Source organism: Gryllotalpicola kribbensis (assembly GCF_039538245.1).
Taxonomy (GTDB): domain Bacteria; phylum Actinomycetota; class Actinomycetes; order Actinomycetales; family Microbacteriaceae; genus Gryllotalpicola; species Gryllotalpicola kribbensis.
Genome location: NZ_BAABBX010000005.1, coordinates 68,769 through 95,053, shown reverse-complemented (window position 1 = coordinate 95,053; position 26,285 = coordinate 68,769). Strand labels below are relative to the sequence as shown.

The following is a 26,285-nucleotide window of genomic DNA, read 5'->3' as shown; positions in this document are numbered from 1 at the left end:
TACCGAATCGAATCAGGTCGAAGACCCGGTGTCGCCGGGCACGGGCGTCGGGATGATCTGCATCAGCTCGGGGTTCTCGCCGAGGGCGATGATGAAGATCGCGGCGAAGAGGATGAACGCGACGAAGGCCCCCACGAGGGGAATCCACCACGAGCGGCGCCCCGCGCGCATCGACGTGATCGAGACGATCAGGGTGACGAGCCACACGACGGCGTAGATGATCGCCTGCCCCTGCCACAGCCAGGCCGGAAGAGCGTCGGCGAGGTGCTCGTAGCTCTCCCCCATGACCGCCACTGACTCGCGCATGACGCTGCCGCCGTTGAAGGCGTCGGTCACCACGCTGAACACGTTGGAGAGGCCGAAGCCGAGCAGAACGAAGGTGACGAGGCGGTCGACGAACCCCACGCGCCGCACCGGCTGGGGCAGGCGGGACTCCTCCTGCGGCCAGCGGAAGCCCGGCTGCGGGCCGGGTGCGGGGGCGCCGGGGCCCTGTGCCGGGCCGTGCTGCCGGCCATCGGGGCGATACGCCCCGGGCACGGGATGCTGCGGGGTCTGCGCCTGCGGCGCCGGCTGCCCCTGGGCTTCGAGCCCTTCGAGCTGCCACTCGGCCGGCTGCTTGATCGCGGCGCGCTGCTCCTCGGGCGTGGCGTACTCGCCGTACTGCGGGCGGTCGCGGCGCGGTGCGTCGGAGTCGGTCATCGGCTGCGACCGCCCAGCGCGCGGGCGTCGCGATTGCCGGCGGTGTCGGTGCGCAGCTCGCGCGGCAGCGAGAACATCAGGTCCTCTTCGGCGGTCTGCACCGTCTGCACGTCGGCGTAGCCCGCGCCGGCGAGGTCGGCGAGGACCTCCTGCACGAGGACCTCGGGCACGGATGCCCCGCTGGTCACCCCTACGGTGGCCGCGCCGTCGAGCCACTCCTGCCGGACCTCGCTCGCGTAGTCGACGCGATAGGCCGCCTTCGCGCCGTTCTCGAGCGCGACCTCGACGAGGCGCACGGAGTTGGACGAGTTCGCGGAGCCCACGACGATCACGACGTCGGCCTCCTGCGCGACCTTCTTGATCGCGACCTGGCGGTTCTGGGTGGCGTAGCAGATGTCGTCGCTGGGCGGGTCCTGCAGGGCGGGGAAGCGCTCGCGCAGCCGCCGCACCGTCTCCATCGTCTCGTCGACCGACAGGGTCGTCTGAGACAGCCAGACGACCTTCTCGGGGTCGCGGACGACGACGCTGTCGGCCTCGTCCGGGCTGTTCACGACGGTCACGTTGTCGGGCGCCTCGCCCGCGGTGCCCTCGACCTCCTCGTGCCCGGTGTGGCCGATAAGCAGGATCTCGAAGTCGTCGCGCGCGAAGCGCACAGCCTCGCGGTGCACCTTCGTCACGAGCGGGCAGGTCGCGTCGATCGCGCGCAGCCCGCGGTCGGATGCCGCCTGCACGACGGCGGGCGCGACACCGTGGGCGCTGAAGACGACGTGCGCGCCCTCAGGCACCTGGTCGACCTCATCGACGAAGACGGCGCCCTGCTGCTCGAGGGTGGAGACGACGTGCTTGTTGTGAACGATCTGCTTGCGCACGTAGACCGGGGCGCCGTAGCGCTCGAGTGCTTTCTCCACAGCAACGACTGCCCGGTCGACTCCTGCACAATAACCACGCGGGGAGGCCAGCAGGACCCGCTTGTGTCCGAGCACGGGGATATCCTTGAGCCGCCCGACGGCGCCCGCGACGCGGGGCATGCCGAGGCTGATCGAAGAGTCGCTCACGCCGTTCAGTTTAGGTCGGTGCGTGCACTCAACCTGGGAAGAGGTCGTTCATGGCAGACGCTCCGCCGACGCTCGAGTCGCCCTGGCCCGTCGCACTGCTCGCGACGAAGATCAAGGAGTACGTCGACCGGCTCGGCACCGCCTGGGTCGAGGGCGAGCTCACGCAATGGAACGTGCGCGGCAGCAACGTCTACGGCAAGCTCAAAGACCTCGAGCTCGACGTCACGGTCAGCATCAACGTGTGGTCGTCGGTCGCCTCGCGCCTCGACAAGGACTTCAAGCAGGGCGACCGCGTGATCGCAGCGGTCAAGCCCGACTACTGGGTCAAGGGCGGCACGCTCTCGATGCAGGTGTACGACCTGCGCCACGTCGGCCTCGGCGATCTGCTCGAGCGGCTCGAGCGGCTGCGCCGCCAGCTCGCCTCAGAGGGCCTGTTCGAGCAGAGCCGCAAGAAGCCCCTGCCCTTCCTGCCCCATCTCATCGGCCTCGTCACCGGCAAGGACTCCGACGCCGAGAAGGATGTCAAGAAGAACGCGCTGTTGCGCTGGCCTGCTGTGCAGTTCCGCACCGTCTACGCCGCCGTGCAGGGCGACCGCTCCGCCGCTGAGGTCACGGCCGCGATCAAGCGGCTCGACGACGACCCCGAGGTCGACGTGATCATCGTCGCCCGCGGCGGCGGCGACTTCCAGAACCTGCTGCCGTTCAGCGACGAGACCCTCGTGCGCACCGCCGCGGCGACGCGCACCCCGCTCGTCTCGGCGATCGGCCATGAGAACGACCGCCCGCTGCTCGACGACGTGGCCGACCTGCGCGCCTCGACGCCGACCGATGCCGCGAAGCGCGTCGTGCCCGACGTCGCGGAAGAGCTCGTGCGGGTGCAGCAGGCGCGCACCCGCATGCAGCAGCGCATCACCCACCAGATCAGCATCGAGATCGACCGGGTCGCGCAGCTGCGCAGCCGCCCCGCCCTCGCGACCACCAGCTGGATCGTCGACACCCGCGCCGAAGAGATCACCCGCTATGTGGCGCGGGGCGCCGAGCTCGCCGCCCGCACGGTCGAACGGGCCGAGACATCCGTTCGCGAGCTGGCCGCGCGCCTGCGCACGCTGTCGCCGCAATCGACGCTCGATCGCGGTTACGCGATCGTGCAGGCGGGCGGCCACGTCGTGAAGAGCGCGGATGCCGCACCGGACGGCACCCCCCTCGTGATCACACTCGCCGACGGCGCGCTCGATGCGGTTTCGACCGGCGGGCGCGACCGGCTCGCATCCGACTGACGCCCAGCCGACCGCACAGAGGAGCCACCTAGAATGAACGCCGTGCCAACCCCGGAAACCCCGAGCGATGTCGCCGCGCTGTCGTACGAGCAGGCGCGCGACGAGCTCGTGAAGGTCGTCAGCGAGCTCGAGCAGGGGAACGCCAGCCTCGAGCAGTCGCTGCAGCTGTGGGAGCGGGGCGAGGCGCTCGCCCGACGCTGCGAGGAGTGGCTGATCGGCGCGAAGGCGCGCCTCGACGCCGCCCGCCTCGGGCAGCAGGGCCAAACGCAGCAGCCGATCGCGCAGACGGGTGGCGACGAGTTCTAGATGAGTGACAACAGACCTGCAGGTCGCGTCGTCGCCGAGCTCGGGCGCCCCGAGACTCCCGCTGAGACCGCGGCGCGGAAGGCCGAGTCGAGCCGGCTCCACCGCCAGCGGCAGACGGTCAACAACCTGGTCTACTCACTGCTCGCGACGCTCGGCATCGTGCTCGTCATCGTGCTGATGGTGCCCCGCGGCAACCCGGGCACGGTCGGAAAACCCGTCGACTGGAAGTCGGTCGCCTCCCAGGGCACGGGCACCGAGCCCGATCCCCTGCTCTCTCCCGACCTCCCGAAGGGCTGGAGCGCCAACGCGGCCGAGCTGCGCACCGGCGGGGCGGCCGGAATCGACGACTGGCACATCGGCTTCATCGCGCCCGACAAGCAGTACATCGGGCTCGACCAGGGCTTCAAGGCCGACGACACCTGGGCCGTGACCGAACTCGACAGCATCCGCGCCACCGGCTCGAAGACGATCGACGGCGTGAAGTGGGTCGTCTACGACAATCGCTCGGGTCAGTCCAGCAGCGACAACGTGACCTACGGCCTCGTCACGACGCATGGCTCGAGCACAGTGGTGCTCGCCGGCACGGCGGCCCCCACGTACTTCGACACGGTCGCGCGCGCACTCGCGCCACAACTCGACGGGAGCACGAACCGATGAGCGCACCCACTCCGGCAGAAGCCTGGCAGAGCCTGCAAGAAGGCAACCGCCGCTTCGTCGCGGGAACGCCCAACCACCCCAACCAGAACGTCGAGCGGCGCGTCGACCTCGCCGAGGGCCAGCACCCGCGCTACGCGATCTTCGGCTGCAGCGACTCGCGTCTCGCCGCCGAGATCATCTTCGACCTCGGGCTCGGCGATGCCTTCGTCATCCGCAACGCCGGGCAGGTGGCATCCGATTCGGCCATCGGCTCGCTCGAATACGCGGTCGGCGTGCTCGGCGTGCCGCTCATCCTCGTGCTCGGCCACGACGCGTGCGGCGCCGTGCGCGCCGCAATCGACTCGCAGGCGTCGGATGCCCCGAGCCTGACGCCCAAGATCGAGAAGCTGATCAGCCCGATCGTCCCCGCCGTGCGCCGCGTCGCCCGCGCACGCCGTGACGAGCCGCTCGACACCACGGCGATCGACGCAGGCGAGGTCGGCCGCGAGCACCTGCGCGACACGATCACCGACCTGCTCACCGGCAGCGAGCTGATCAGCCGCAAGGTGGTCGACGGCTCGGTCGGCATCGTCGGGGCGAACTACCGCCTGCACGAGGGCACCGCGGTGCCCGATGTGCTGATCGGCCTGCCGTCCTGAACGCGGGCGCCGCCCGCAACGCAATTCGAGACCCATCAATCCAGAGGGAGTGCACACCGAAGTGACGACCGAATCCGATGTCGACTACCGCATCGAACACGACACCATGGGCGAGGTGCGGGTCCCCCGCGACGCCCTCTACGCCGCGCAGACGCAGCGCGCGGTCGAGAACTTCCCGATCAGCGGCCGCACCCTCGAGTCGGCGCAGATCGCCGCGCTCGCCCGCATCAAGAAGGCCGCGGCCCTCGCCAACAAGGAGCTCGGCACGCTCGACGGCGCGATCGCCGACGCGATCGCCTGGGCCGCCGACGAGGTCATCTCCGGCGCGTACGACGGCGAGTTCCCGATCGACGTCTACCAGACCGGCTCCGGCACCTCGTCGAACATGAACATGAACGAGGTGCTGGCCACGCTGGCGTCGCGCCGTCTCGGCAGCCCGGTGCACCCGAACGACCACGTCAACGCGTCGCAGTCGTCGAACGACGTGTTCCCGACGTCGGTGCACATCGCGGTCACGAGCGCCCTGATCGACCAGCTCATCCCGGCGCTCGACCACCTCGCGGTCGCCTTCGAAGAGAAGGCCGAGCAGTGGAAGGACGCCGTGAAGGCCGGCCGCACGCATCTGATGGATGCCACGCCGGTCACGCTCGGGCAGGAGTTCGGCGGCTACGCCGCGCAGCTGCGCTACGGCATCGAGCGCGTGAACGCCGCGCTCCCCCGCGTGGCCGAGGTGCCCCTCGGCGGAACCGCCGTGGGCACCGGCATCAACACGCCGCTCGGCTTTCCGCAGAAGGTCATCCAGCTCATCGTCGATGACACCGAGCTGCCAATCACCGAGGCCCGGAATCACTTCGAGGCGCAGGCCAACCGCGACGCGCTCGTCGAGGCGTCGGGGGCGCTGCGCACGATCGCCGTCTCGCTGACCAAGATCTCGAACGACCTGCGGTGGATGGGGTCCGGGCCGAACACCGGCCTCGGCGAGCTGCACATCCCCGACCTGCAGCCGGGCTCGTCGATCATGCCGGGCAAGGTCAACCCGGTGATCCCCGAGGCGACGCTGATGGTCGCCTCTCGCGTGATCGGGAACGACGCCACGATCGCCTGGAGCGGCGCCTCCGGCGCATTCGAGCTCAACGTGGCGATCCCCGTCATGGGCTCTGCGCTCCTCGAGTCGATCCGCCTGCTGTCGAACGTCACACGCGTGCTCGCCGACAAGACCGTGCGCGGTCTCGAGGCCGACCTCGAGCGCAGCCGCTTCCTCGCCGAGGCGTCCCCGTCGATCGTCACCCCGCTCAACAAGCTCATCGGCTACGAGGCCGCGGCGAAGATCGCCAAGTACTCGGTCGCCGAGGGCCTCACGATCCGCGAGGCGGTCATCAAGCTCGGCTACGTCGAGCGCGGTGAGATCACCGAGGCGCAGCTCGACGAGAAGCTCGACGTGCTCTCGATGACGCACCCGTAGCACACGCGGATCTCGTCCGGCGGCGGCGACCGCGCCGCCGCCGCACAGCACGAGGGCCCCGGGGTACTCCCCGAGGCCCTCGGCGCAGGTGCGAGCAGCCGCCGCTACTCGAGCATCTCCGTGACGAGCGCGGCGATCGCCGAGCGCTCGGAGCGGGTCAGTGTGATGTGGCCGAACAGCTCCTGCCCCTTCAGCGACTCGATGACCGAGGCGACGCCGTCGTGCCGCCCCACGCGCAGGTTGTCGCGCTGGGCGACGTCGTGGGTGAGCACCACGCGCGAGTTCTGGCCGACGCGCGAGAGCACCGTGAGCAGCACGTTGCGCTCGAGCGACTGCGCCTCGTCGACGATCACGAACGCGTCGTGCAGCGAGCGGCCCCGGATGTGCGTGAGCGGCAGCACCTCGAGGATGCCGCGGTCGACGACCTCCTCGAGCACATTGTCGGAGACGAGGGCCCCCAGAGTGTCGAACACCGCCTGCCCCCACGGGTTCATCTTCTCCTGCTGATCGCCGGGCAGGTAGCCGAGCTCCTGGCCGCCGACCGCGAACAGCGGTCGGAACACCATGATCTTCTTGTGCTGCTGCCGCTCGAGCACGGCCTCGAGACCCGCGCACAGCGCGAGCGCGGACTTGCCCGTTCCCGCGCGCCCGCCGAGCGAGACGATGCCGATCTCGGGGTCGAGGAGCATGTCGATCGCGAGCCGCTGCTCGGCCGAGCGGCCGTGCAGGCCGAAGACGTCCCGGTCGCCGCGAACGAGGCGGATGGCACCTTCCCCAGTGACCCGCCCCAGCGCCGACCCCCGGTCGGAATGGATGATGAGACTCGTGTTGACGGGCAGGCCGGCCGCGGCATCCGTCTCAAGCTCCTCGTGCTCGTACAGCGACGCCATCTGCGCGGCGGACAGGTCGATGTCTGAGAGCCCCGTGTAGCCCGAGTCGACGGCGAGCTCCGCCCGGTACTCCTCGGCCAGCAGGCCGATCGACGACGCCTTGACGCGCATCGGCAGGTCTTTCGAGACCACCGTCACATCGAGACCGTCGTTCGACAGGTTCATCGCGACCGCGAGGATACGGGCGTCGTTGTCGCCGAGCTGCATGCCCGACGGCAGCACCGTCATGTTCGAGTGGTTGAGCTCGACGCGCAGGCTGCCGCCGTCGCCGACGGGCACCGGGAAGTCGAGTCGGCCGTTCTGCACGCGCAGATCGTCGAGATGCCGCAGCGCCTGACGCGCGAAATAGCCGATCTCGGGGTCGTTCCGCTTGCCCTCGAGCTCGCCGATGACCACGACGGGGATGACCACCGAGTGTTCGGCGAAGCGGAAGATCGCACGCGGATCGGACAGCAGAACAGAGGTGTCGAGGACGAAGGTCCTCTCGGTCTGTCGTGTCTCGCTCGGCGATTCCCCCTTCACGATCGTGCCCGGCTGCTTGGTCGAAACTGAAGCCACAACCACTCCCGTCCGGCGCGGGCCACGCCCGCGCGCGGTTCACTTGAAGCGAAGTGGCCGCTTGGTCTCGAAGTGAACTTATGTGGCCACCTCGACCGGGCGCCGTGCCCGATGGGTGACAAGTTACGTCGCTGTAATTCGATCCGCTACCCCCGACACGCGTCACACGGGTAACAAGCTCGTTAACCGGCTGTCAGTAGGCGCTGGCGTACGAGGTGAGCGCCGCGCGCAGCATGGCGAGCGTCTCCTCGGTGGTGCCCGCGTGCGCCGAGAGCCGCACCGAGCCGCCGCGCGACTTCGCGGTGACGCCGTGGTTGTGCAGGCTGGCCGTGAGCTTCGTGAGCGACTCGGGCTCCGGCTCGAGCACGACGATGCCCGCGCGCTCGTTGTCGGCGCGCGATGAGGCGACCTCGATGCCGTATTCGTCGGCGAGGTCGATGACGCGCGCCGCGCTGTCGGCCACCGCTGCCGAGATCTCGGCGACGCCCACGGCCGCGATCTCCTCGAGCGCAGAGGCGAGGCATGCCTGTGCCACGCGGTCGGGGTTGCTCACGGTGAAGGCCTTGGCCGAGTGCGAGTAGGGCGGCACCGCGTCCCACGGCTCGACGAGGTCGGTTCCCGTCCAGCCGGTGAACACGGGGGTGATGTGCTCGATGGCGCGCTCAGACAGGGCGAGGAATCCGGTGCCCCAGCCCGCGCGCACCCATTTCTGGCCGCCCGTCGAGACCACGTCGGCGACCTCGTAGGGCGCGTCGACGACGCCGAAGCCCTGAATCGCGTCGACGATCAGCAGGCGGTCGCCGATGACCTGGCGGATGCCGTCGAGATCGGCGACGTAGCCGGTGCGCGAGTCGACGAGCGAGACGGCGACCGCGGTCACGGAGTCGGTCAGCTGCTCGCGGATCCCGGACGGCGTGACCTTCCCGTGGTCGGTCTCGAGCCAGACGGGGTTCACGACATGCAGCGCCTCGGCGGCGCGCTGCACCGCGACGGGCAGGCTGGGGAACTCGCCCGGCGAGACCATGACGTCGCCCGTGATGCCGAAGATCGCGTGCATCAGCCCCTGCGTGGTCGACGGCTGGAAGACGATCTGATCGGCCGGGAACCCGGTGAGGGCGGATGCCGCGGCCCGCACGCGCTCGTCCTCGTGGCCGAGCTGCGCGAGCGACCCGAACCGGGCACGCGCGAACAGATCGGCGTGCGCGTACAGCTCCTGCTGCACGGTCCTCGAGATCGGCCCGACGCCCCCGTAGTCGAGATAGCCCGGTTCTTCCAGGAATCCGGCCCGGAACTCGTCCAACGTCGTCACATGAACCTCCTGAGCAATTCTGACGGAACCTGCGGGTCTAGCCCAATCGAGGTGACAGCTGCTAGAATCTGTGTTGTATTTATCAAAGGGATGCCTATGTACGACTACTTCGCAGGCAAGACCGCGCTCGTTACCGGCGCGGCCTCGGGAATCGGCAAGGCGGTCGCCGAGCAGCTCGCGGCCGAAGGCGCCAACGTGGTGGTGGCCGACCTGAAGCTCGAGGCGGCGCAGGCCGTCGCCGATGAGCTCGTCGCTGCGGGCGGCTCCGCGGTCGCCTTCGCCGGCGACGTCTCTGACCCTGCGGTGGTCAAGGCGGCGGTCGACCTCGCGGTCGAGCGCTTCGGCGCCCTGCACCTCGCGGTGAACAACGCCGGCATCGGCGGCCCGCAGGGGGCACTCGCCGACTACGACGACTCCGACGGATTCGCCGCCTACCACCAGCTCATGGGCGTCAACCTGCACTCGGTCTACTACGGCCTGCGCTACGAGATCCCCGAGATCGTGAAGGCGGGCGGCGGCGCGATCGTGAACATGTCGTCGATCCTCGGCCTCGTGGCCGAGCCGACCGCCGCGCCGTACACGACCGCGAAGCACGGGGTCACCGGCATGACGAAGGCCGCCGGGGCGACGTATGCCTCGCAGGGCATCCGCATCAACTCGGTCCACCCGGGCTACATCGACACGCCGCTGCTCTCCGCCCTTCCCACCGACTACAAGCAGGTGCTGATCTCGAAGCACCCGGCCGGTCGCCTCGGCACCGCCGACGAGGTCGCGAACGTCGTGCTGTTCCTGCTCTCCGACAAGGCGAGCTTCATCAACGGCACGCAGCACGTCGTCGACGGCGGCTACACGGACATCTAGCCGCCGAAGCGGCGCTGGCGGCGCGTGAAGTCGCGCAGGGCGCGCAGGAAGTCGACCTCGCGCAGGTCGGGGCCGAGGGCCTCGACGAAGTAGAACTCGCTGTGGGCGCTCTGCCACAGCATGAAGTCCGAGAGGCGCTGCTCGCCCGAGGTGCGGATCACGAGGTCGGGGTCGGGCTGACCGCCCGTGTACAGGTGCTCGCCGATCAGCTCGGGCGTCAGCGTCTCGGCGAGGTCCTCGAGCGACCGGCCGGCGGCGTGGTGCTCGGCGACGATCGAGCGCATCGCGTCGGTGATCTCGGTGCGGCCGCCGTAGCCGACGGCGAGGTTCACGTGCAGGCCCCCCGCATCGCGGCTCGCCTGCTCGGCGGTGCGCAGCGCCTCGGCCAGCGGCCCGGGCAGCCCGACGGTCGAGCCGACGTGCTGCACGCGCCAGTCCCGGTGCCGCGAGAGGTCGAGGGCCAGCTCGGCGATGATCTTCATGAGCGCGTCGAGCTCGTCGGAGCCGCGGTTGGTGAGGTTGTCGGCCGAGAGCAGATAGAGCGTGACGACCCGGATGCCCAGCTCGTCGCACCACTCGAGGAACTCGATCATCTTCGCGGCGCCGGCGCGGTGGCCGTGCTCGACGGTCGTGTAGCCGACCTGCCTGGCCCAGCGCCGATTGCCGTCGATGATCATCGCGACGTGGTGCGGCAGCGACTCGGGCCCCGCCGCCGCGAGGTCGCGACGCAGCCGGCGCTGGTAGAGCCCGTACAGCACCCCTCTGCCCGGGGCGGGCCGTCGATCGCTCACAGGCACAACTTACCGAAGTTCGACAAGCCGCCCGCGACCGCTCTGCGATGTGCCTGGGGATCCGCACAGCGCCCTGGCCGTGGCATCCGGCCCGCGCCTACGCTCGAGAGATGTCGATCGCCGCGCCGTTCCCCCGCACACCTGGCACGCTCGAGGTCGAGCTCAAGCCCAGCTGGCGCGGCTGGATCCACGCGGCGACCACGCCGCTCACCATCGCCGCCGGCATCGTGCTCATCTGCCTGGGCCACGGCGCCGCCGCGAAGACGGGCGCTGCGATCTTCATGGCCACCTCGATCCTGCTGTTCGGGAACTCGGCGCTCTACCACCGCTTCAACTGGGCCCCGCGCGCGAAGCTCGCGCTCAAGCGCGTCGACCACGCGAACATCTTCCTGCTGATCGCCGGCACCTACACGCCGGTCGCGCTCACGATGCTCCCCCTCGTGTGGGAGGGCGTTCTCGTGCTCTCGGTCGTGTGGGCCGGCGCCATCGCCGGCGTTTTCTTCCGAGTGTTCTGGATCACGGCGCCGCGCTGGCTCTATGTGCCGCTCTATCTCGTGCTCGGCTGGGCCGGGGTCGCCGTGTGCGCGCTCTCGGGGTTCGACCCCTTCACCTCGACGGGCGCCGTCGCCGCGGGCATCCTGATCGGTGTCGGCGGCCTGTTCTACACGTTGGGCGCCATCGTCTACGGCACGAAGTGGCCCGGTCGCGCCGCCAGGCACTTCGGCTTTCACGAGATCTTCCACGCCTTCACGGCGGCGTCGTTCGCCTGCCACTGGGCGGCGATGCTCGTGCTGGCGCTGCACCCGCCGTTCAACGCGTAGCGGTGATGCCGCGAGCGGATGCCTGAGCGCTACGGCCGCTCGGAGGAGCCGTCGCCCTCGGCCTGCGCGCGCTGCTCGGCGTCGAGCTTCTCGTTGACTTCGGCCCGGTAGCGCACGCGGCGGACGCGGCGGGTCATGTCGATGACGAGCAGCAGCACCACGATCGCGACGCCGAAGAACGCGACGAAGCCCCAGACGCCGGGTGTCGTGACGTCGGCCGCCGGAATGCTGGGGGTCGGCGATGGAGTGGGGGCCGCCGCCGCGAGCCCGACCAGAGCGGTCGCCGCGCTCACGCGAGCGCCTCTTCCGGAATGCCGGCGAACAGATCGGTCTCAGGGGTCACTGCGGGAACTTTCGAATCGATGAGCTGATAGTCGTCGGTGGGCCACGCGGCCCGCACGACGTCATTGGGCCAGAAGAAGAACGGGCTGTCGGGCGCCACCTGGCTCGCGTGCGACCGTAGCGCAGCATCCTTGGCGTCGAGATAGTCGGCCACGTCGACGCGGGTGGTCGCGAGGTACGGCGACTCGGTGAGCCAGCGCTTCATGTTCTCGAACTCGGCGATGAGCGGCGAGTCGGGGTGGCGCGCCACGAGCTCGTCGTAGACGGCGCGCGTCTTCTGCGAGCTGAACAGCCGGTCGTAGTAGTACTTCGGGATCTGCCACGCGTTCCCCGCCGCGGGGTAGCGCGCGGCGTCGGCCGCGGCCTCGCGTGCGTAAGCGGCGACGTCGTGGCTGCGGATGTGGTCGGGGTGCGGGTAGCCGCCGTTCTCGTCGTAGCTCACGAGCACGTGCGGCCGGAACTCGCGGATCAGGCGCACGAGCGGCTCGGCCGAGATCTCGAGCGGGATCGTCGCGAACGACAGCGGCGGCACCGGCTCACCCTCGTCGGGCAGGCCGGAGTCGTAGTAGCCGAGCCACCGGTGCTCGAAGCCGATGATCTCGCGCGCCGCCGCCATCTCGAGCCGGCGCAGACCGGCGAGGTCGCGGTGCGCGAGCGGGATGCCGTCGACGGCGGGATTGAGGATGCTGCCGCGCTGGCCGCCCGTGCAGGTGACGACCATCACCTCGGCCCCCTCGGCGAGGTAGCGCGCGTAGCTCGCCGCGCCCTTGCTGGACTCGTCGTCGGGGTGGGCGTGAACCGCCATCAACCGCTTGGCCACACGCCGCCTCTCGGGTCGTGAACGGGGACTCAGCTTCCGGCTCAGGAATGCGCCGTAACCTTGACCAGACTACTTGGAAGGACCGACATGCCAGCTGACGGCGAAGCCCTTGCGGGCCGCTACGGCAACACCGCGCAGCGCCGCCGCACGACCCGCTGGCTCCTGATCGGCCTCGGTGCGTTCATCGCCGTCGTCATGATCGCGTGGGCGGTCTGGGGCTCGGGGCTCGGCTCGAGCGCGTCGTCACTGCAGTACACCGACACCGCGAACGACCCCATCGACGGTCAGCACATCACCGTGAGCTTCGCCGTCGACGCGCCGCCGAACACCGCGGTCTCGTGCGCTGTCGAGGCGCAGAACATCGACTTCACCGTCGTCGGCTACGACGTTGTTCATCTCAAGCCGACGGCCGAGACCCACCAGGTCGTCACAAAAAGCCTGATCACGTACGAACCCGCCGTCTCAGGCTCGCTCGATAAGTGCTGGTTGACGTAAGATTGCTCTTCAACGCCTCGACGAACACCGTCGGGGCGTGACCTTATCCCGAACGAGACGGCCCTTCCGACCGCCGTCGAAGCAAGGAGCAACCATGTCCCAGGAGACCACGGTCACCTTCCTCACGCAGGAGGCGTACGACCGGCTGAACGACGAGCTCACCTACCTGGAGACGACCGGCCGCGCCGAGATCGCCAAGCGCATCGAGGCGGCGCGCGAAGAGGGCGACCTCAAGGAGAACGGCGGCTACCACGCCGCCAAGGACCAGCAGGGCGTGCAGGAAGCGCGCATCGTGACCCTGAAGAACCTGCTTGCGCACTCCAAGGTGGGCGTCGCCCCCGAGAGCAACGGAGTCGTCGAACCGGGCACCCTCGTCACGGCGGTCATCGCCGGCGCAGAGGACACGTTCGTCGTCGGCAACCGCGAGATCGCCAAAGACAGCGAGTACTCGGTGTACAGCGAGCAGAGCCCTATCGGCTCCGCGATCCTCGGCCTCAAGATCGGCGACAAGACGAGCTACACCGCGCCGAACGGCAAGGAGATCTCGGTCGAGATCACCGACGTTCAGACGTGGAGCGGCCAGTAAGGCATCCGCGAGCCAAAGGCCCCGTCGCACGACGGGGCCTTTCTCGTATCCGCTATTCCGCCTGCTCGACGAGCGGCTCGTAGCCCGCCTCGCGCAGGTGCTGCAGCACCTGCGCGCGATGCTCGGGGCCGCGCGTCTCGACGGAGATCTCGAGCGCGACCTGGCTGATCTGCAGGCCGTTGTGGTGCCGCGTGTGCAGCACCTCGATGACGTTCGCGCTGACTTCGGCGAGCAGCTGCGAGATCGTCGCGAGCTGACCGGGGCGGTCGGGCAGCATGATGCGCACGGTGAGATAGCGGGCGGATGCCTCGAGGCCGTGCGCGATGACGCGCTGCATGAGCAGCGGGTCGATGTTCCCGCCGGAGAGCACCGCGACGGTGGGGCCGGTCGCGGCCACCTTCCCCGCGAGAATGGCGGCGACACCCGCGGCGCCCGCGGGTTCGACGACGAGCTTGGCCCGCTCGAGCAGCACGAGGATCGCGCGGGCGAGATCGTCCTCGCCGACGGTGACGACCTCGTCGACGTAGGCCTGGACGATCGGGAAGTTGAGGTTGCCGGGGCGGCCGACGGCGATGCCGTCGGCGATGGTCGGCTCGATCGCGATCGACACCTTCTCGCCCGCGGCGAGCGAGGCGGGGTAGCTGGCGGCGTTCTCGGCCTGGACGCCGACGATGCGGATGCTGCGGCCCTGCGACTCGGCCGTGAGCTTCGCCGCCCGGGCAACGCCCGAGATGAGGCCGCCGCCGCCGATCGGCACGAGGATCGTCTCGACGTCGGGCACCTGCTCGAGGATCTCGAGGCCGAGCGTGGCCTGCCCCGTGATGACGTCCTCGTGATCGTAGGGCGGGATGAACACGGCGCCCGTGCGCGCGGTGAACGCCTGCGCGGCGGCGAGGGTCTCGTTGAAGGTGGTGCCCTCGAGCACGGCCTGCGCGCCGTATGCGCGGGTCGCCTGCAGCTTCGGCAGGGCGACGCCGACCGGCATGAAGATGGTGGCGCTGATGCCGAGGCGCTGGGCGGCCATCGCGACGCCCTGCGCGTGGTTCCCCGCCGACGCCGCGACCACACCGCGCGCCTTCTCCTCGTCGGAGAGGCGGCTGAGTCGGTTGTATGCACCGCGGATCTTGTACGAGCCGGTGCGCTGCAGGTTCTCGGCCTTGAGCCACACGGGCACACCGAGCAGTTCCTCGAGAGCGCGGCTGTGCTCCATGGGGGTCGGCTGAATCACGCGCGCGACCACCTCGCGGGCCTGCTCGATCTCGGCGAGGGTCGGGCCGAGATAGACGGTGGCGGCTGATTCGGGCGCGGAACTCATTGCGTCAGTCTATGTTTCCGGCCCTTCGCACCCGCTCGCGGGGCACCACCTGCCAGAGGGCGGTCCGCGAGCTCTGCCACCGGGGCGGCGGCGCCGTCTTCCACGACTGCAGCGAGATGTAGCCGATCATCACGTTGAGCACGGCGGCGAAGGGCACCGCGAACAGCGCCCCGGTCACTCCCGCGAGCAGCGCGCCCGCAGCGACCACCAGCACGACCGCGAGGGGGTGGACCTTGACCGCGGTGCCCATGATGAGCGGCTGCAGCACGTGCCCCTCGAGCTGCTGCACGAACAGCACGACGGCGAGCATGATGAGCGCGAACCAGAACCCCTTGTAGACCAGCGCGATGAAGACCGCGAGCGTGCCTGTGACGACCGCGCCGACGATCGGGATGAACGAGCCGAGGAACACGAGCACGGCGACAGGAACCGCGAGCGGCAGGCCGAGGAAGAACGCGCCGAGGCCGATGCCCAGCGCATCGATGGATGCCACGAGGATCTGCACGCGCACGAAGCTGCGCAGCGTCAGCCAGCCGGCGCGCCCGGCGCCATCTGCCGCGAGCCGTGCACGGCGCGGGAAGACGCTCACGACCCAGCGCCAGATGCCTTCGCCGTCGATCAGGATGAACAGGGTGCTGAACAGCGTCAGCAGCAGGCCGGTCGCGAAGTGCCCCACCGTCGAGCCGACCGAGAGCGCCCCATTGATGAGCACCTGGCTGTCGGTCTGGACCGCGTCCGTGATCTGGCGGATGCCGTCGTCGATCTGCCGGTCGGAGAGGTTGAACGGCGGCCCGGTCAGCCACGTTCGCAGGGACTCGACCGAGGCCATCGTCTGGTGGCGCAGCGTGCCGGATTCCGCGCGCAGCTGCTCCCCGACGAGATAGAGCAGACCGCCGAGCACGGCGACCGTGACGGCCATGCAGACGACGATCGCGACCCACTTCGGCACGTGTACCCGCACGAGCAGGTCCTTGAGCGGCACGAGCAGCGCAGACAGCAGGATCGCGATCAGCACCGGCACGACGATGAGCCGCAATTGCACGATGACGAACAGCAGCACGGCGATCGCGGCGCCGATCAGCAGCAGGCGCCATGACCAGGCGGATGCCAGCAGGACGCCCCGGGGAAGGGAGTCGTCGACCTTCTGGGACTCCGAACGCGCGCGGGCGGCTCCGGTGCGGGCGCGGAATGCGGCCGTCCGGAAGCTGCGTGGCCGAGGGGCGGTCATGCTGCCGAGTCTAGAGCTCTCAGAAGTCCGATGTCGGTGGCTCGCGGTAGCGTCGAGGCGATGGTTCAGACACTCAGCGCGGCGGCCGCGCGCCGCGTCGCACTCGCCGCCCAGGGCTTTGGCCGCCCGGCGCCCGAGCGGGTGGGAACACGCCAGCTGAACGGGCTTTTCGAGCGGCTCGGCCTGCTGCAGATCGACTCGGTGAACGTCTTCGAGCGCTCGCACTATCTGCCGGCGTTCGCGCGGCTCGGGGCATACGACAAGTCATTGCTCGACCGCCTCACCTTCCGGCCGGGCTCGCCGGCCTCCGACGCCGGCTACACCGAGGTGTGGGCCCACGAGGCCGCGTTCGTGCGCGTGCGTGACTGGCCGCTGTTCCGCTTCCGTCACCGTCGCTACCGCGAGAAGTACCTCGCCGGGAAAGAGAGCTGGGGGCTCACCGCCGGCCGCGAGACGATCGAGTGGCTGCGCTCCGAGCTCGCGGCGAAAGGGCCGCTGGCCGCGAGCGAGATCGAGCACGACGCGAATGTCAGGCAGGGCCCGTGGTGGGGCTGGTCCGAGGTCAAGCAGGGGCTCGAGGTGATGTTCCGCGCGGGCGAGCTCGCGACAGCCGGGCGCACGCGCTTCGAACGGCGCTACGCGCTCGCGGCCGACGTGCTGCCCACCTCGGTGCTGGGGGCGGCCGTGGCCGAGCCCGACGCCGTGCGCGAGCTCGTGCGCCGTGCCGTCACCGCCCTCGGCGTCGGCACGCTGTCAGACATCGCCGATTACTACCGTCTCTACACCGCCGAGACGAAGACGGCGCTGCACGAGCTGATCGATGCGGGTGACGTCGAGCGGGTGCACGTCGAGGGCTGGGTCGGCGCGGCCGGCCGCCCGCTGGCGGCGTTCGTGCCCGCCGGCGTGCGCGTTCCCCGTGCCATCGCGGCGACGGCGGTGCTCTCGCCGTTCGACCCCGTGGTGTGGGAGCGCGACCGCCTGCTGCGCATGTTCGGCATGCACTACCGCATCGAGATCTACACCCCCGCTCCGAAGCGCGTCTACGGGTACTACACACTGCCGGTCCTCGTCGACGACGAGATCGTCGGCCGGGTCGATCTGAAGAGCGACCGCCAGGCAGGGCTGCTGCGGGTGCAATCGGCCTGGGTGGAAACGGGGCGCGAGCCTGAGGCCGTCGCCGAGCGGCTCGCGCCGTTGCTCGCGGCGACGGCCGAGTGGCAGGGCCTCGACGGGGTCGTCGTCATGGGGCGCGGCGATCTGGCGCCGGCTCTCGCCGGCGCAGATGAGCTCATCGCCTGAGCGGGCACACTTGAGGTGATGCCTTCCAGCGACCCCGCCCCCAGGATGCACGCGCACCAGCTCGACGTGTCCGCGGCCGACGTGCACCGGCTCGTCTCTGCGCAGTTCCCGCAGTGGGCCGGCGCCCCCATCGTCCGCGTTCCCTCTTACGGAACGACGAACGCGATGTTCAGGCTGGGCGACGACAAGGTCGTTCGTCTGCCCTTCATCCCCGGCGACGGGGTCGGCGTCCCCGTCGAGACGGCGATCCTCGAGCGCGTGGGCGGCCGACTGCCCGTGCCGGTCCCGCGCGTGCTCGCCACCGGAAGGCCCGACGACGGCTATCCGTTCACCTGGTCGGTGCTGCAGTGGCTGCCCGGCGAGATGCCGGTGCCCGAAGCCCTGCTCGATTCCGCCGCGCTGATCGACGACCTCGTCGGATTCCTGCAGCGGCTGCGCGAGCTGCCGACCGCGGGCGTGCGGCGCGCCCAGCGCAGCGGGCCGCTGGCGCCGCTCGCGGACCCGGTGCGCGAGACCATGGAAGAGCTGGGGGTCGAGTTCGACCTCGAGCGGCTGCGCGCCCTCTGGGACGATGCGCTGGCCGCTCCCGAGTGGCGCGGCGCGCCCGTCTGGGTGCACTCCGATCTGCTGCCGAGCAATCTCCTCGTCGACGAGAGGGGGCGGCTCGCCGGTGTTCTCGACTGGGCCGCCGCCGGCGTCGGCGACCCGTCCTGCGAGCTGCTCGCCGCCTGGAACGTCTTCACGGGCGCCGACCGCGCGCGGTTCCGGGCGCGGCTCGAAGAGCGCCTCGGGCTCGACGACGCCATGTGGCGCCGCGGCCGCGGGTGGGCGATCTCGCAGGCCGTGCTTGCGCTCCCCTACTACCGCGAGACGAACGCGGGCATGACCGAGATGGCCACCCGCGCGCTGCGGGCGCTCGAGCAGGAATCCGTCTCGCTCAGAACCCCTGGCCGATCTTCTTGAGCCGCGCGATGCGATCGGGAATCGGCGGGTGCGTCGAGAACAGACGCGAGGTGAACGACGGCCGCAGGGGGTCGGCGATCCACAGATGGGCCATCGAGGTGTTCTGCCGCACCATGGGCCGGCCGTAGTCCCCGAGCTTCTGCAGCGCCGACTCGAGCCCCTCGGGGAATCGGGTGATCTCGGCGCTCGTCGCGTCGGCCAGGTACTCGCGCTGGCGCGAGATGGCCGCCTGCACGAGTGCCGCGAGAATCGGCGCGAGCACGATCGCCACGAGTCCCAGGATCAGGATGATCGGGTTTCCGCCCCCGCCGCCGCCGTTGCTGTTGCTGCGGCCGCGGCTGTTGCCGCCGCCGAACACCGCCCCGAAGAACGTCATGCGGATGAAGATGTCGGCGATGAAGCCGATCGCCACGACGAGCCCGAACACGATCGTGGAGACCCGGATGTCGTAGTTGCGCACGTGCCCCATCTCGTGCGCCATGACGGCCATGAGCTCGGTCGGGTTCATGATCTCGAGCAGGCCCGTCGTCGCCGCGACCACCGCGTGGTCGGGGTCGCGGCCCGTCGCGAACGCGTTCGGCGCCGGGTCGTTGACGATGTAGATCTTCGGCATCGGCATGCCGGTCGAGATGCAGATGTTCTCGACCGTCTGCCACAGCACGGGGTGATCGGACTTCTGCTGCAGCTGCACCGCGCCCGCCATGGCGACGGCCTGCGAGCCCGCGGTGAAGTACTGCAGCACGGCGTAGGCGATGGCGATCACGAGCGCGACGATCGTGATCGTCCAGCCGCCGCCCTGAAAGTAGCTGATCGCGTAGGACACCAGCCCCACGAGGACCAGGAAGAACAGGATGAAGAAGACCGTGTTCCGCTTGTTCCGGGCTATCGCTCGGTACATCTCTGCCTAGCCGGGTTCAGGCGCGCTCAGAACTGGACGCGCGGCGGCTCGGAGATCGCCGCGGCGTCGGGCACCTCGAAGAACTCGCGGTCTGCGTAGTGCAGGTTGCGCGCGACGATGTTCGAGGGGAACTGCCTGATCTTGGTGTTGTATTCGCGCACGCCGCCGTTGTAGAAGCGGCGGGCCGCCTGGATCTTGTCTTCCGTGTCGACGAGGTCGGCCTGCAGGCGCAGGAAGTTCTGGCTGGCCTGCAGCTGCGGGTAGGCCTCTGCCACGGCGAAGATGCTCTTCAGCGCGGCCTGGAAGTGCCCCTCGGCCACGGATGCCTCACCCGGAGTCTGTGCCGAGATTGTCTCGGCGCGCGCCTTCGTGACGTCTTCGAACACGGTGCGCTCGTGCGTGGCGTAGCCCTTCACGGTGTCGACCAGGTTGGGAATCAGGTCGGCGCGGCGCTTCAGCTGCACGGTGATGTCGCTCCACGCCTCGTCGACCCGCACGTTCAGCTGGATCAGGGAGTTGTAGGTCGCCCAGTACCAGATGCCGATGATGATGAGGACCACGACGACGATGATGAGCGGGATGAGCCAGGCGAGCATGGCGGGAGCTCCTCGAGAAGGTGGGGACCGGGCGGCTTTCACCCGGCGTCGCGCACATCCTATCGACGCGGATGCGGCTTTCGGAGGCTTGTCGGCTCACTCAAAGCAAGGACGCCTTGGCGCGTGAATCGTCGGGGCCGTGATCGTCGGAGCGCTCACGCTGCGCCGGCCGACGGCGTGGGGCCCGTGACCGGTGCCGGGGATGCCACGAGCTCCGGTTTCCGCGGCGGGTAGATCCAGGCCACCAGCACCACCGAGATGATCATGAGCAGGAACCAGCTCACGATCTTCGCGGGCGTCACCGGGTGCCAGCCCGCGAGCTGGTCGGGATAGGCCCATGCGCCGCCGAAGGTGGCCAGGTTCTCGCCGAGCCAGATGAAGACGGCGACCAGGCCGAATGCGGCGACGAGGGGCATCCGGAACCCGCGACGGAACACGCGGAAGTGCATCACGCACGGCCCGAAGGCGGCGAGCACCGCGACGAGCAGCACCCAGCGCAGATCGACGATCCAATGGTGGGTGAAGAAGTTGAGATAGATGGCGCCGGCGATCACCGCCGTGAGCCAGCGCCAGGGGTAGCGCGCGAAGCGCAGGTCGAAGAGCCGGTAGACGCGCACGAGGTACGAGCCGACCGCCGCGTACATGAAGCCGCTGTAGAGCGGCACAGCGCCGAGGTGCAGGACGCCGGGGCCCGGGTACAGCCAGGCGCCAATGCCCGTCTTGAACAGCTCCATCACAGTGCCGACGACGTGGAAGAGGATGATGACCCGCAGCTCGCGCAGCGTCTCGAGCCCGAACAGCACCATGCCGAGCTGGATCAGCACCGCCCCGATCGTCACGAGGTCGTTGTGTGCGACCGGCCCGACGCCGTGCGGGGCGAGGAACTTCGCCGCGAGGATGAGCGCGAGCATGAGGAATCCGAACACGCACGCCCACGCCTGCTTCGCCCCGAACACGAGGAACTCGATGAGCCCCGCGCGCCAGCCGGCGGCCCGAGCATCGCCGAGCATCCGGTGGGCGGCCGTATCGATGCGCCGCTCGAGGTGCGTCGCGGGCGCGCCGGCCCTCATTCCGCAAACCTCAGCATGCGGGCATCCTGCCCTGCATTTCTGAAAGGCGCGCGCTACGCGACAGGCAGCAGCTCGACGACCGGCGTCGCGATGGCGTCCCGCGGCAGGCCGGCCGCGAGCTGCGCGAGCTGCGCCGCGGTCGGTCGCTCGCCCGGGTCGCGCGCGGTCATCGCCGTGAGCAGCGCGCGCCACGTGGGGTGCAGACCATCGGGCAGCGGCGGGTTCTGCGTCATGCGGGCGATCGCCGCCTCGACGGCGCCGCCCGGGAACGAGCGCCGGCCCGTCAGGCACTCGAGAAGCACGAGGCCGAGCGCGTAGATGTCGCTCGCCGGCACCGCCCCCTCGCCGGCGACCTGCTCTGGCGCGAGATACGCGGCCGTGCCGAGGATGCTGCGGTCGGAGGTCAGCCGCTCGTCGCCGAGCAGCTGTGCGATGCCGAAGTCCACGAGCTTCGTGCTGACGGCCCCGCCGAGGCCGTTCGCGAGCAGGATGTTCTCGGGCTTCAGGTCGCGGTGGATGATGCCGTCGGCGTGCAGATAGGCGAGGGCCGCGCCGAGTTCGACCGCGAGCTGCGCGGCGAGTTCCGGTTCGGGCCCGCGCATGTCGAGGCGGCGGCGCAGGGTGAGGCCGCGCACGAGCTCCATGACGAGGTAGCCGTTGCCGGAGTGCTCGGCGTCCCAGTCGGCGTCGAACAGGGTCACGAGATTGGGGTGGTTCACGCGCGCCAGCAGGCAGATCTCGCGCGTGCGGCGGTCGCGGCGTTCCTCGTCGGTTCCCGTGATGTCGTCGGAGGCGAAGACCTTGAGCGCCACCTCGCGGTCGAGCTTGAGGTCGACGGCGCGGTAGACGGTCGCCGCGCCGCCGCGGCCGAGCGCCTCGCGCACGGAGTACCGGCCGCCGATCACCATCGCGCGGCTCTCCGGATTGTCCAGACCGGTCATGGTCGGTCACTCCCACCTGTCAGCGGCCGGCAGAGTCTGCGCGAAGCGCTCCGCCACCCGATGCCTCGCGCTCGCGGCATCCGCGAACACGTCCAACACGGTTCCCAGTGCGTCGCGAGCGCAAAAGCGCTTCCCGACGCGCTCGACCGTTCCGCCGAAGTTCCCGTCGGCGCTGGCGGCCCAGAAGCCCGGCTCGACCTCGCGCCACTGCAGGCAGGCGGCGCCAGGCACCGCCGCGTCGGCGGCAGCGGCCTGGGCATCGCGCCGGTCGCCCGGCGCTTCAAGGAAGGTCGTCACGGTGGGTCCTCTCGTTCCGCTGCGCTCGCGGCGCGGCGGGTGGGGTGCGGAAGTCAGGCAGTGGCCAGCTCGCCCGAATGGTTCCGGGTGAGCTGCTCGACGACGGCGTGAAGGCCGTCGTGAAGTGCGTTGTTGGTGGCTTCGTCGAGCCCGTCGATCACGTCGACGAGCGTCTGGTGGAACGGCGCGTACGCCGCGTTGATCTTCGCCGCCCCTGCCTCGGTCGGGGTCAGGTAGATCGCGCGGCGATCGCGCGGGTGAGCAGTGCGCTGCAGATCGCCGAGCGCGACGAGCCGGTCGACGACCTTCGTCACCGCGGCGGGCGACAGGTCGAGCATGATGACCAGGTCCTTCGGGCCCATCGGGCGCTCGTCGCGCTGGGCCTGCAGCAGGTAGCGCAGCGCCTGGAACTCGCTGCGGGTCAGGTGGGCGGCGCGGCGCGCGTTCTCAAGCTCGATCGTCTCGGCGCGCTGCAGCGCGAGCAGCGCCTCGACGGCGCGCAATCCCGCTTCCGTCTTGGGGAGACGGCTGTAGAGGTGCTCGCTTTCGCGACGTACGACAGTCAGGGGCACGTGCGTTCCTTTCCGAAGATGAAGCTACTCGGTGAACTATTCACCAAGAAAATTTACCCAGTGGGCTATACACAGGCTATTGCGTGTGTTAGTGGGACCGACGCCCGGCGCATGAGCGCCGATGAGGTTGAATTGAGCGGATGCCTGCCAGCCTGCCCGAGCGCCTGCCGCGCCCCTACGACCCGGACGCGATGTTCGAGGCGTTCTCGGGGTGGGCGGAGGAACGGGGCCTCACGCTCTACCCCGCGCAAGAGGAGTCGGCGCTCGAGCTGTTCCTCGGCGCGCACCTCGTGCTGTCGACGCCGACCGGGACGGGCAAGTCGCTCGTCGCGGTCGCCGCCCATGCGGCATCCCTCGCGCAGGGAAAGCGCAGCTACTACACCGCACCCATCAAAGCCCTGGTGAGCGAGAAGTTCTTCGCACTCGTCGAGATCTTCGGCGCCGAGAATGTCGGCATGGTCACGGGCGACAGCTCGGTGAACGCCGATGCGCCCATCGTGTGCTGCACGGCCGAGATCCTCGCGAACCTGGCCCTGCGCCAGGGCGCCGACGCCGCGGTCGACCAGGTCGTGATGGACGAGTTCCACTACTACGCCGACCCCGACCGCGGCTGGGCCTGGCAGGTGCCGCTGCTCGAACTGCCCCGCGCGCAGTTCGTGCTCATGTCGGCGACCCTCGGCGACGTGACGCCCATCGTCGCCGACCTGCGCGAGCGCACCGGGCGCGAGGTCGCGCAGGTGACGGGTGTCGCGCGGCCGGTGCCGCTGTCGTACTCCTACGTCGACACCCCCGTGCACGAGACGGTCGAGTCGCTGCTCGAGTCGCGCGAGGCGCCGATCTACATCGTGCACTTCTCGCAGGCGGCCGCGCTCGAGCTCGCGCAGGCGCTCTCGAGCACCCGCATCGCCTCGCGCGAGCGGCGGGATGAGATCGCGCAGGCGATCGGCGGCTTCCGCTTCACGACCGCCTTCGGCAAGACGCTGTCGCGGCTCGTGCGCGCCGGCATCGGCGTGCATCACGCGGGCATGCTGCCCCGCTACCGCCGTCTGGTCGAGACGCTCGCCCAGCGCGGGCTGCTGCCGGTCATCTGCGGCACCGACACCCTGGGCGTCGGCATCAACGTGCCCATTCGCTCGGTGCTGCTGACCGGGCTGTCGAAGTTCGACGGCACGCGCATGCGGCAGCTCACCGCCCGCGAGTTCCATCAGATCGCCGGGCGCGCGGGCCGCGCGGGGTTCGACACCGCCGGCACCGTCGTCGTCGAAGCCCCCGAGCACGAGATCGAGAACGCCGCGGCTCTGCGCAAAGCGGGCGACGACCCGAAGAAGCTCAAGAAGGTCGTGCGCAAGAAGCCGGCCGCGGGCTTCGTCACGTGGGGCAAGGGGTCGTTCGACCGGCTGATCGCCGCCGAACCCGAGCCCCTGACGCCGCACTTCGAGATCACGGCGGCGATGCTGATCAACGTGATCGCCCGGGGCGGCGACGTGCTCGCCAACATGCGGCGGCTGCTCTTCGAGAACCACCAGCCGCGTGCACGGCAGTACGAGCTCGCGCGGCGCGCGCTCGGCATCTACCGCACGCTCGTGACGTCGGGCATCGTGCAGTCGGATGCCTCGGGGCAGGTATCCCTGACCGTCGAGCTGCAGCCGAACTTCGCTCTCAACCAGCCGCTGTCGCCGTTCGCGCTGGCGGCGATCGAGCTGCTCGACCCCGAGGGCGGCGAGGGCTCAGTCGGCACGGGGCACTACGCGCTCGACGTCGTGAGCGTCATCGAGGCGACGCTCGACGACCCGCGCGGCATCCTCGCGCAGCAGCAGTTCGCCGCCCGCGGCGAGGCGGTCGCCGCGATGAAGCGCGAGGGCATCGAGTACGAGGAGCGCATGGAGCTGCTCGAGGAGGTGACCTGGCCGAAGCCGCTCGAGGAGCTGCTCGCGCAGGCCTACGAGACCTTCGCCGCGAGCCAGCCGTGGGTGCGTGACTTCGCGCTGTCGCCGAAGTCGGTCGTGCGCGACATGTTCGAGCGCGCCATGTCGTTCGCCGAGTTCGTGCAGCACTACCAGCTCGCGCGCTCTGAGGGCCTGGTGCTGCGCTACCTGTCGGACGCGTACCGAGCGATCCGGCAGACCGTTCCCGACGAGGCGAAGACCGACGAGCTGCTCGACATCATCGAGTGGCTCGGCGAGCTCGTGCGCCAGGTGGATTCCTCGCTGGTCGACGAATGGACCGAGCTGGTCAACCCGACCGTGACCGACGAGACCCCCGTGGTGCCGCCTGCGCCGCCCAGCATCCTGACGAATACGCGCGCCTTCACGATCCTCGTGCGCAACGAGCTCTTCCGCCGCGTGCAGCTCGCCGCCCTCGAGCGCGACGACGAACTCGCCGAGCTCGACCCCGACGTCGACTGGGGCGCCTTCCTCGACGCGTACTACGCCGACCACGACGAGGTGCTCACCGGGCCCGCGTCGCGCTCGGCCGCGCTGTTCTCGGTCGACGCGGGCGGCACCGAGTGGAAGGTCGAGCAGACGATCGACGACCCGGCGGGCGACCATGACTGGCGCATCCGCGCGACGGTCGACCTCGCCGCCTCTGAGGAGGCGGGCGAGGCGGTGCTGCACGTCGACTGGGTGGGCCGGCTCTGAGCGCGGGCCATCGCTTCTGCGTCCCCCGCCGACACGTGAGCCCAGCGCGGCGGACGCAAACGTCGGGGCAGGACGCCGACGCCCCGCTCAGTGCTGAACGAGCGGGCGCACCTCGATGTGCACGTGCGGCTCGCTCGTCTCGTACAGCGTCGACGCACGGGCGACCGCCTCGTCGATGTCGGCCGCCTCGATCTCGTAGTAGCCCCCGAGCACCTCTTTGAACTCGGCGAAGGGCCCGTCGGTGACGAAGGCCCGTTCCCCCGCGCGCCCGTGGATCGTCTTCGCCAGGGCGGGGTCGTCGAGCTCGCCGGAGGCGACGACGCCTCCCGCCTGCTGGAAAGCGCGGTGCGCGGCATCCACCGCGGCGCGCTGCTCGTCGGTGCGCTCGCCCCACTTCTCGTCGTCGCCGTGGATCAGGATCAGGAATCTGGCCATGGGTGTGGTCCTTTCACTCGCGAGGTGGTCGCGGCGAGGCATCCGATCTCGACATTTCAGCTTTCGAGGATGCGCTTCAGCGCCTCCAGGTCGGCCTGCACGAGCTCGGCGTCGTGATCGAGATCGGCGTCGCTCTCGCCCGCGAGGCGCCGCACCGAGAACGTGACCTCGCTGCCGTCGCCCGCGGCGACGACGCGCATCGGGTTGTAGTAGGTCTCGCCGGTGGAATCGGTCACCCAGTGGTCGAGCACGCCGAACGGGTTCGGCGGCGCGAACTCGACGACGATCCGCCCCATGGCGAGGTCGGCGACCCAGCGCCCGTCGACGAGCTCGATCGACCCCGCGAGACCTGCCGCCCACTCGGGCAGGTGGGTGGGGTCCGATGCGTAGGCGTAGACGTCGGCCGGCTCGCGCTCGATGTAGACGCTGGCGTGGCGCGATTTGAAGGGCATGTGGTCAGGATGC

The 26,285-nt window shown here is 69.9% G+C and carries 29 protein-coding genes; 12 read left to right on the top strand and 17 right to left on the bottom strand.

Annotated elements, in window-relative coordinates:
- Positions 1–12: 12 nt before the first annotated feature.
- Both ABD716_RS03715 and ABD716_RS03710 read right to left on the bottom strand, forming a co-directional pair.
- Positions 13–699, bottom strand: a complete 687-nt coding sequence (locus tag ABD716_RS03715; RefSeq protein ID WP_344773926.1) for a DUF6264 family protein — start codon at positions 697–699, stop codon at positions 13–15.
- Complete coding sequence (locus tag ABD716_RS03710) at positions 696–1,727, bottom strand: 4-hydroxy-3-methylbut-2-enyl diphosphate reductase (protein ID WP_344774302.1); 1,032 nt, start codon at positions 1,725–1,727, stop codon at positions 696–698. Before ABD716_RS03710 ends, ABD716_RS03715 begins: the two co-directional genes overlap by 4 nt.
- Positions 1,728–1,804: 77 nt before the next feature.
- Here ABD716_RS03710 and xseA point away from each other — a divergent pair, with 77 nt between their 5' ends.
- From xseA to ABD716_RS03685, 5 genes are read left to right on the top strand one after another with little or no spacing between them, the layout of a single operon-like run.
- Positions 1,805–3,031: an exodeoxyribonuclease VII large subunit gene (gene xseA, locus ABD716_RS03705; protein WP_344773924.1), complete on the top strand. Its 1,227-nt coding sequence runs from the start codon at positions 1,805–1,807 to the stop codon at positions 3,029–3,031.
- A gap of 33 nt (positions 3,032–3,064) precedes the next feature.
- Positions 3,065–3,337: an exodeoxyribonuclease VII small subunit gene (locus ABD716_RS03700; protein ID WP_344773922.1), complete on the top strand. Its 273-nt coding sequence runs from the start codon at positions 3,065–3,067 to the stop codon at positions 3,335–3,337.
- Positions 3,338–3,994 carry a DUF4245 domain-containing protein gene (locus ABD716_RS03695; RefSeq protein ID WP_344773920.1) on the top strand — a complete coding sequence of 219 codons (657 nt, stop codon included), beginning with the start codon at positions 3,338–3,340 and terminating at the stop codon, positions 3,992–3,994.
- Positions 3,991–4,632 carry a carbonic anhydrase gene (locus ABD716_RS03690; protein WP_344773918.1) on the top strand — a complete coding sequence of 214 codons (642 nt, stop codon included), beginning with the start codon at positions 3,991–3,993 and terminating at the stop codon, positions 4,630–4,632. Before ABD716_RS03695 ends, ABD716_RS03690 begins: the two co-directional genes overlap by 4 nt.
- 49 nt (positions 4,633–4,681) lie before the next feature.
- Positions 4,682–6,094, top strand: coding sequence for a class II fumarate hydratase (locus tag ABD716_RS03685; protein ID WP_344773916.1), 1,413 nt, complete (start codon positions 4,682–4,684; stop codon positions 6,092–6,094).
- A gap of 104 nt (positions 6,095–6,198) precedes the next feature.
- Here ABD716_RS03685 and phoH2 read toward each other — a convergent pair whose 3' ends face one another.
- Together phoH2 and ABD716_RS03675 are read right to left on the bottom strand one after the other, a co-directional pair.
- A complete protein-coding gene (gene phoH2, locus ABD716_RS03680) occupies positions 6,199–7,506 on the bottom strand; it encodes an RNA 5'-3' helicase PhoH2 (RefSeq protein ID WP_344774300.1) in 1,308 nt (435 codons plus the stop codon).
- A 229-nt stretch (positions 7,507–7,735) separates the two neighbouring features.
- Positions 7,736–8,851: an aminotransferase class V-fold PLP-dependent enzyme gene (locus ABD716_RS03675; protein WP_344773914.1), complete on the bottom strand. Its 1,116-nt coding sequence runs from the start codon at positions 8,849–8,851 to the stop codon at positions 7,736–7,738.
- Positions 8,852–8,947: 96 nt separating this feature from the next.
- On the opposite strand from ABD716_RS03675, the gene ABD716_RS03670 reads away from it, so the two are divergent.
- On the top strand, positions 8,948–9,712 hold the full coding sequence (locus ABD716_RS03670; protein ID WP_344773912.1) for an SDR family NAD(P)-dependent oxidoreductase: 765 nt from the start codon (positions 8,948–8,950) through the stop codon (positions 9,710–9,712).
- On the opposite strand, the gene ABD716_RS03665 is transcribed toward ABD716_RS03670, so the two are convergent.
- Positions 9,709–10,503 (bottom strand): isoprenyl transferase, encoded by a 795-nt coding sequence (locus tag ABD716_RS03665; protein WP_344773910.1) that lies wholly within the window; start codon positions 10,501–10,503, stop codon positions 9,709–9,711. The genes ABD716_RS03670 and ABD716_RS03665 overlap by 4 nt on opposite strands.
- A gap of 110 nt (positions 10,504–10,613) precedes the next feature.
- Here ABD716_RS03665 and trhA point away from each other — a divergent pair, with 110 nt between their 5' ends.
- Positions 10,614–11,324, top strand: coding sequence for a PAQR family membrane homeostasis protein TrhA (trhA, locus tag ABD716_RS03660; RefSeq protein ID WP_344773907.1), 711 nt, complete (start codon positions 10,614–10,616; stop codon positions 11,322–11,324).
- Between the two features lie 29 nt (positions 11,325–11,353).
- Here the strand turns inward: trhA and ABD716_RS03655 are convergent, their stop codons facing one another.
- Both ABD716_RS03655 and mca read right to left on the bottom strand, forming a co-directional pair.
- Complete coding sequence (locus ABD716_RS03655; protein WP_344773905.1) at positions 11,354–11,617, bottom strand: hypothetical protein; 264 nt, start codon at positions 11,615–11,617, stop codon at positions 11,354–11,356.
- Entirely contained in the window at positions 11,614–12,486 is an 873-nt protein-coding gene (mca, locus tag ABD716_RS03650) for a mycothiol conjugate amidase Mca (RefSeq protein ID WP_344773903.1), read from the bottom strand. The genes ABD716_RS03655 and mca overlap by 4 nt, the downstream gene beginning before the upstream one ends.
- An 87-nt stretch (positions 12,487–12,573) precedes the next feature.
- On the opposite strand from mca, the gene ABD716_RS03645 reads away from it, so the two are divergent.
- Positions 12,574–12,981, top strand: coding sequence for a DUF4307 domain-containing protein (locus ABD716_RS03645; RefSeq protein WP_344773901.1), 408 nt, complete (start codon positions 12,574–12,576; stop codon positions 12,979–12,981).
- Positions 12,982–13,075: 94 nt separating this feature from the next.
- Positions 13,076–13,567, top strand: coding sequence for a transcription elongation factor GreA (gene greA / locus ABD716_RS03640; protein ID WP_344773899.1), 492 nt, complete (start codon positions 13,076–13,078; stop codon positions 13,565–13,567).
- A 52-nt stretch (positions 13,568–13,619) separates the two neighbouring features.
- Here the strand turns inward: greA and ilvA are convergent, their stop codons facing one another.
- Positions 13,620–14,882: a threonine ammonia-lyase gene (ilvA, locus tag ABD716_RS03635; protein WP_344773897.1), complete on the bottom strand. Its 1,263-nt coding sequence runs from the start codon at positions 14,880–14,882 to the stop codon at positions 13,620–13,622.
- 4 nt (positions 14,883–14,886) lie between these two features.
- Complete coding sequence (locus ABD716_RS03630; RefSeq protein WP_344773895.1) at positions 14,887–16,110, bottom strand: AI-2E family transporter; 1,224 nt, start codon at positions 16,108–16,110, stop codon at positions 14,887–14,889.
- Positions 16,111–16,170: 60 nt separating this feature from the next.
- Here ABD716_RS03630 and ABD716_RS03625 point away from each other — a divergent pair, with 60 nt between their 5' ends.
- Both ABD716_RS03625 and ABD716_RS03620 read left to right on the top strand, forming a co-directional pair.
- The gene (locus tag ABD716_RS03625; RefSeq protein ID WP_344773893.1) at positions 16,171–17,409 is read left to right on the top strand and encodes a winged helix-turn-helix domain-containing protein; all 1,239 of its coding nucleotides are present in this window, start codon (positions 16,171–16,173) and stop codon (positions 17,407–17,409) included.
- A gap of 18 nt (positions 17,410–17,427) precedes the next feature.
- On the top strand, positions 17,428–18,372 hold the full coding sequence (locus ABD716_RS03620; protein WP_344773891.1) for an aminoglycoside phosphotransferase family protein: 945 nt from the start codon (positions 17,428–17,430) through the stop codon (positions 18,370–18,372).
- Here the strand turns inward: ABD716_RS03620 and ABD716_RS03615 are convergent.
- From ABD716_RS03615 to ABD716_RS03590, 6 genes are all read right to left on the bottom strand, one after another.
- The gene (locus ABD716_RS03615; protein WP_344773889.1) at positions 18,347–19,270 is read right to left on the bottom strand and encodes a M48 family metalloprotease; all 924 of its coding nucleotides are present in this window, start codon (positions 19,268–19,270) and stop codon (positions 18,347–18,349) included. The genes ABD716_RS03620 and ABD716_RS03615 overlap by 26 nt on opposite strands.
- A 26-nt stretch (positions 19,271–19,296) precedes the next feature.
- Positions 19,297–19,866 (bottom strand): LemA family protein, encoded by a 570-nt coding sequence (locus ABD716_RS03610; protein ID WP_344773887.1) that lies wholly within the window; start codon positions 19,864–19,866, stop codon positions 19,297–19,299.
- Between the two features lie 155 nt (positions 19,867–20,021).
- Positions 20,022–20,936 (bottom strand): DUF817 domain-containing protein, encoded by a 915-nt coding sequence (locus ABD716_RS03605; RefSeq protein WP_344773886.1) that lies wholly within the window; start codon positions 20,934–20,936, stop codon positions 20,022–20,024.
- A gap of 53 nt (positions 20,937–20,989) precedes the next feature.
- The gene (locus tag ABD716_RS03600) at positions 20,990–21,877 is read right to left on the bottom strand and encodes a serine/threonine-protein kinase (RefSeq protein ID WP_344773885.1); all 888 of its coding nucleotides are present in this window, start codon (positions 21,875–21,877) and stop codon (positions 20,990–20,992) included.
- 6 nt (positions 21,878–21,883) lie between these two features.
- Positions 21,884–22,174, bottom strand: a complete 291-nt coding sequence (locus ABD716_RS03595; RefSeq protein WP_344773884.1) for a hypothetical protein — start codon at positions 22,172–22,174, stop codon at positions 21,884–21,886.
- 53 nt (positions 22,175–22,227) lie between these two features.
- Positions 22,228–22,746: a MarR family transcriptional regulator gene (locus ABD716_RS03590; RefSeq protein ID WP_344773883.1), complete on the bottom strand. Its 519-nt coding sequence runs from the start codon at positions 22,744–22,746 to the stop codon at positions 22,228–22,230.
- A 140-nt stretch (positions 22,747–22,886) separates the two neighbouring features.
- Here ABD716_RS03590 and ABD716_RS03585 point away from each other — a divergent pair, with 140 nt between their 5' ends.
- The gene (locus ABD716_RS03585; protein WP_344773882.1) at positions 22,887–25,385 is read left to right on the top strand and encodes a DEAD/DEAH box helicase; all 2,499 of its coding nucleotides are present in this window, start codon (positions 22,887–22,889) and stop codon (positions 25,383–25,385) included.
- Positions 25,386–25,472: 87 nt separating this feature from the next.
- On the opposite strand, the gene ABD716_RS03580 is transcribed toward ABD716_RS03585, so the two are convergent.
- Complete coding sequence (locus tag ABD716_RS03580; protein WP_344773880.1) at positions 25,473–25,820, bottom strand: YciI family protein; 348 nt, start codon at positions 25,818–25,820, stop codon at positions 25,473–25,475.
- Positions 25,821–25,876: 56 nt separating this feature from the next.
- The gene (locus tag ABD716_RS03575; RefSeq protein WP_344773878.1) at positions 25,877–26,272 is read right to left on the bottom strand and encodes an SRPBCC family protein; all 396 of its coding nucleotides are present in this window, start codon (positions 26,270–26,272) and stop codon (positions 25,877–25,879) included.
- Between the last annotated feature and the right edge of the window lie 13 nt (positions 26,273–26,285).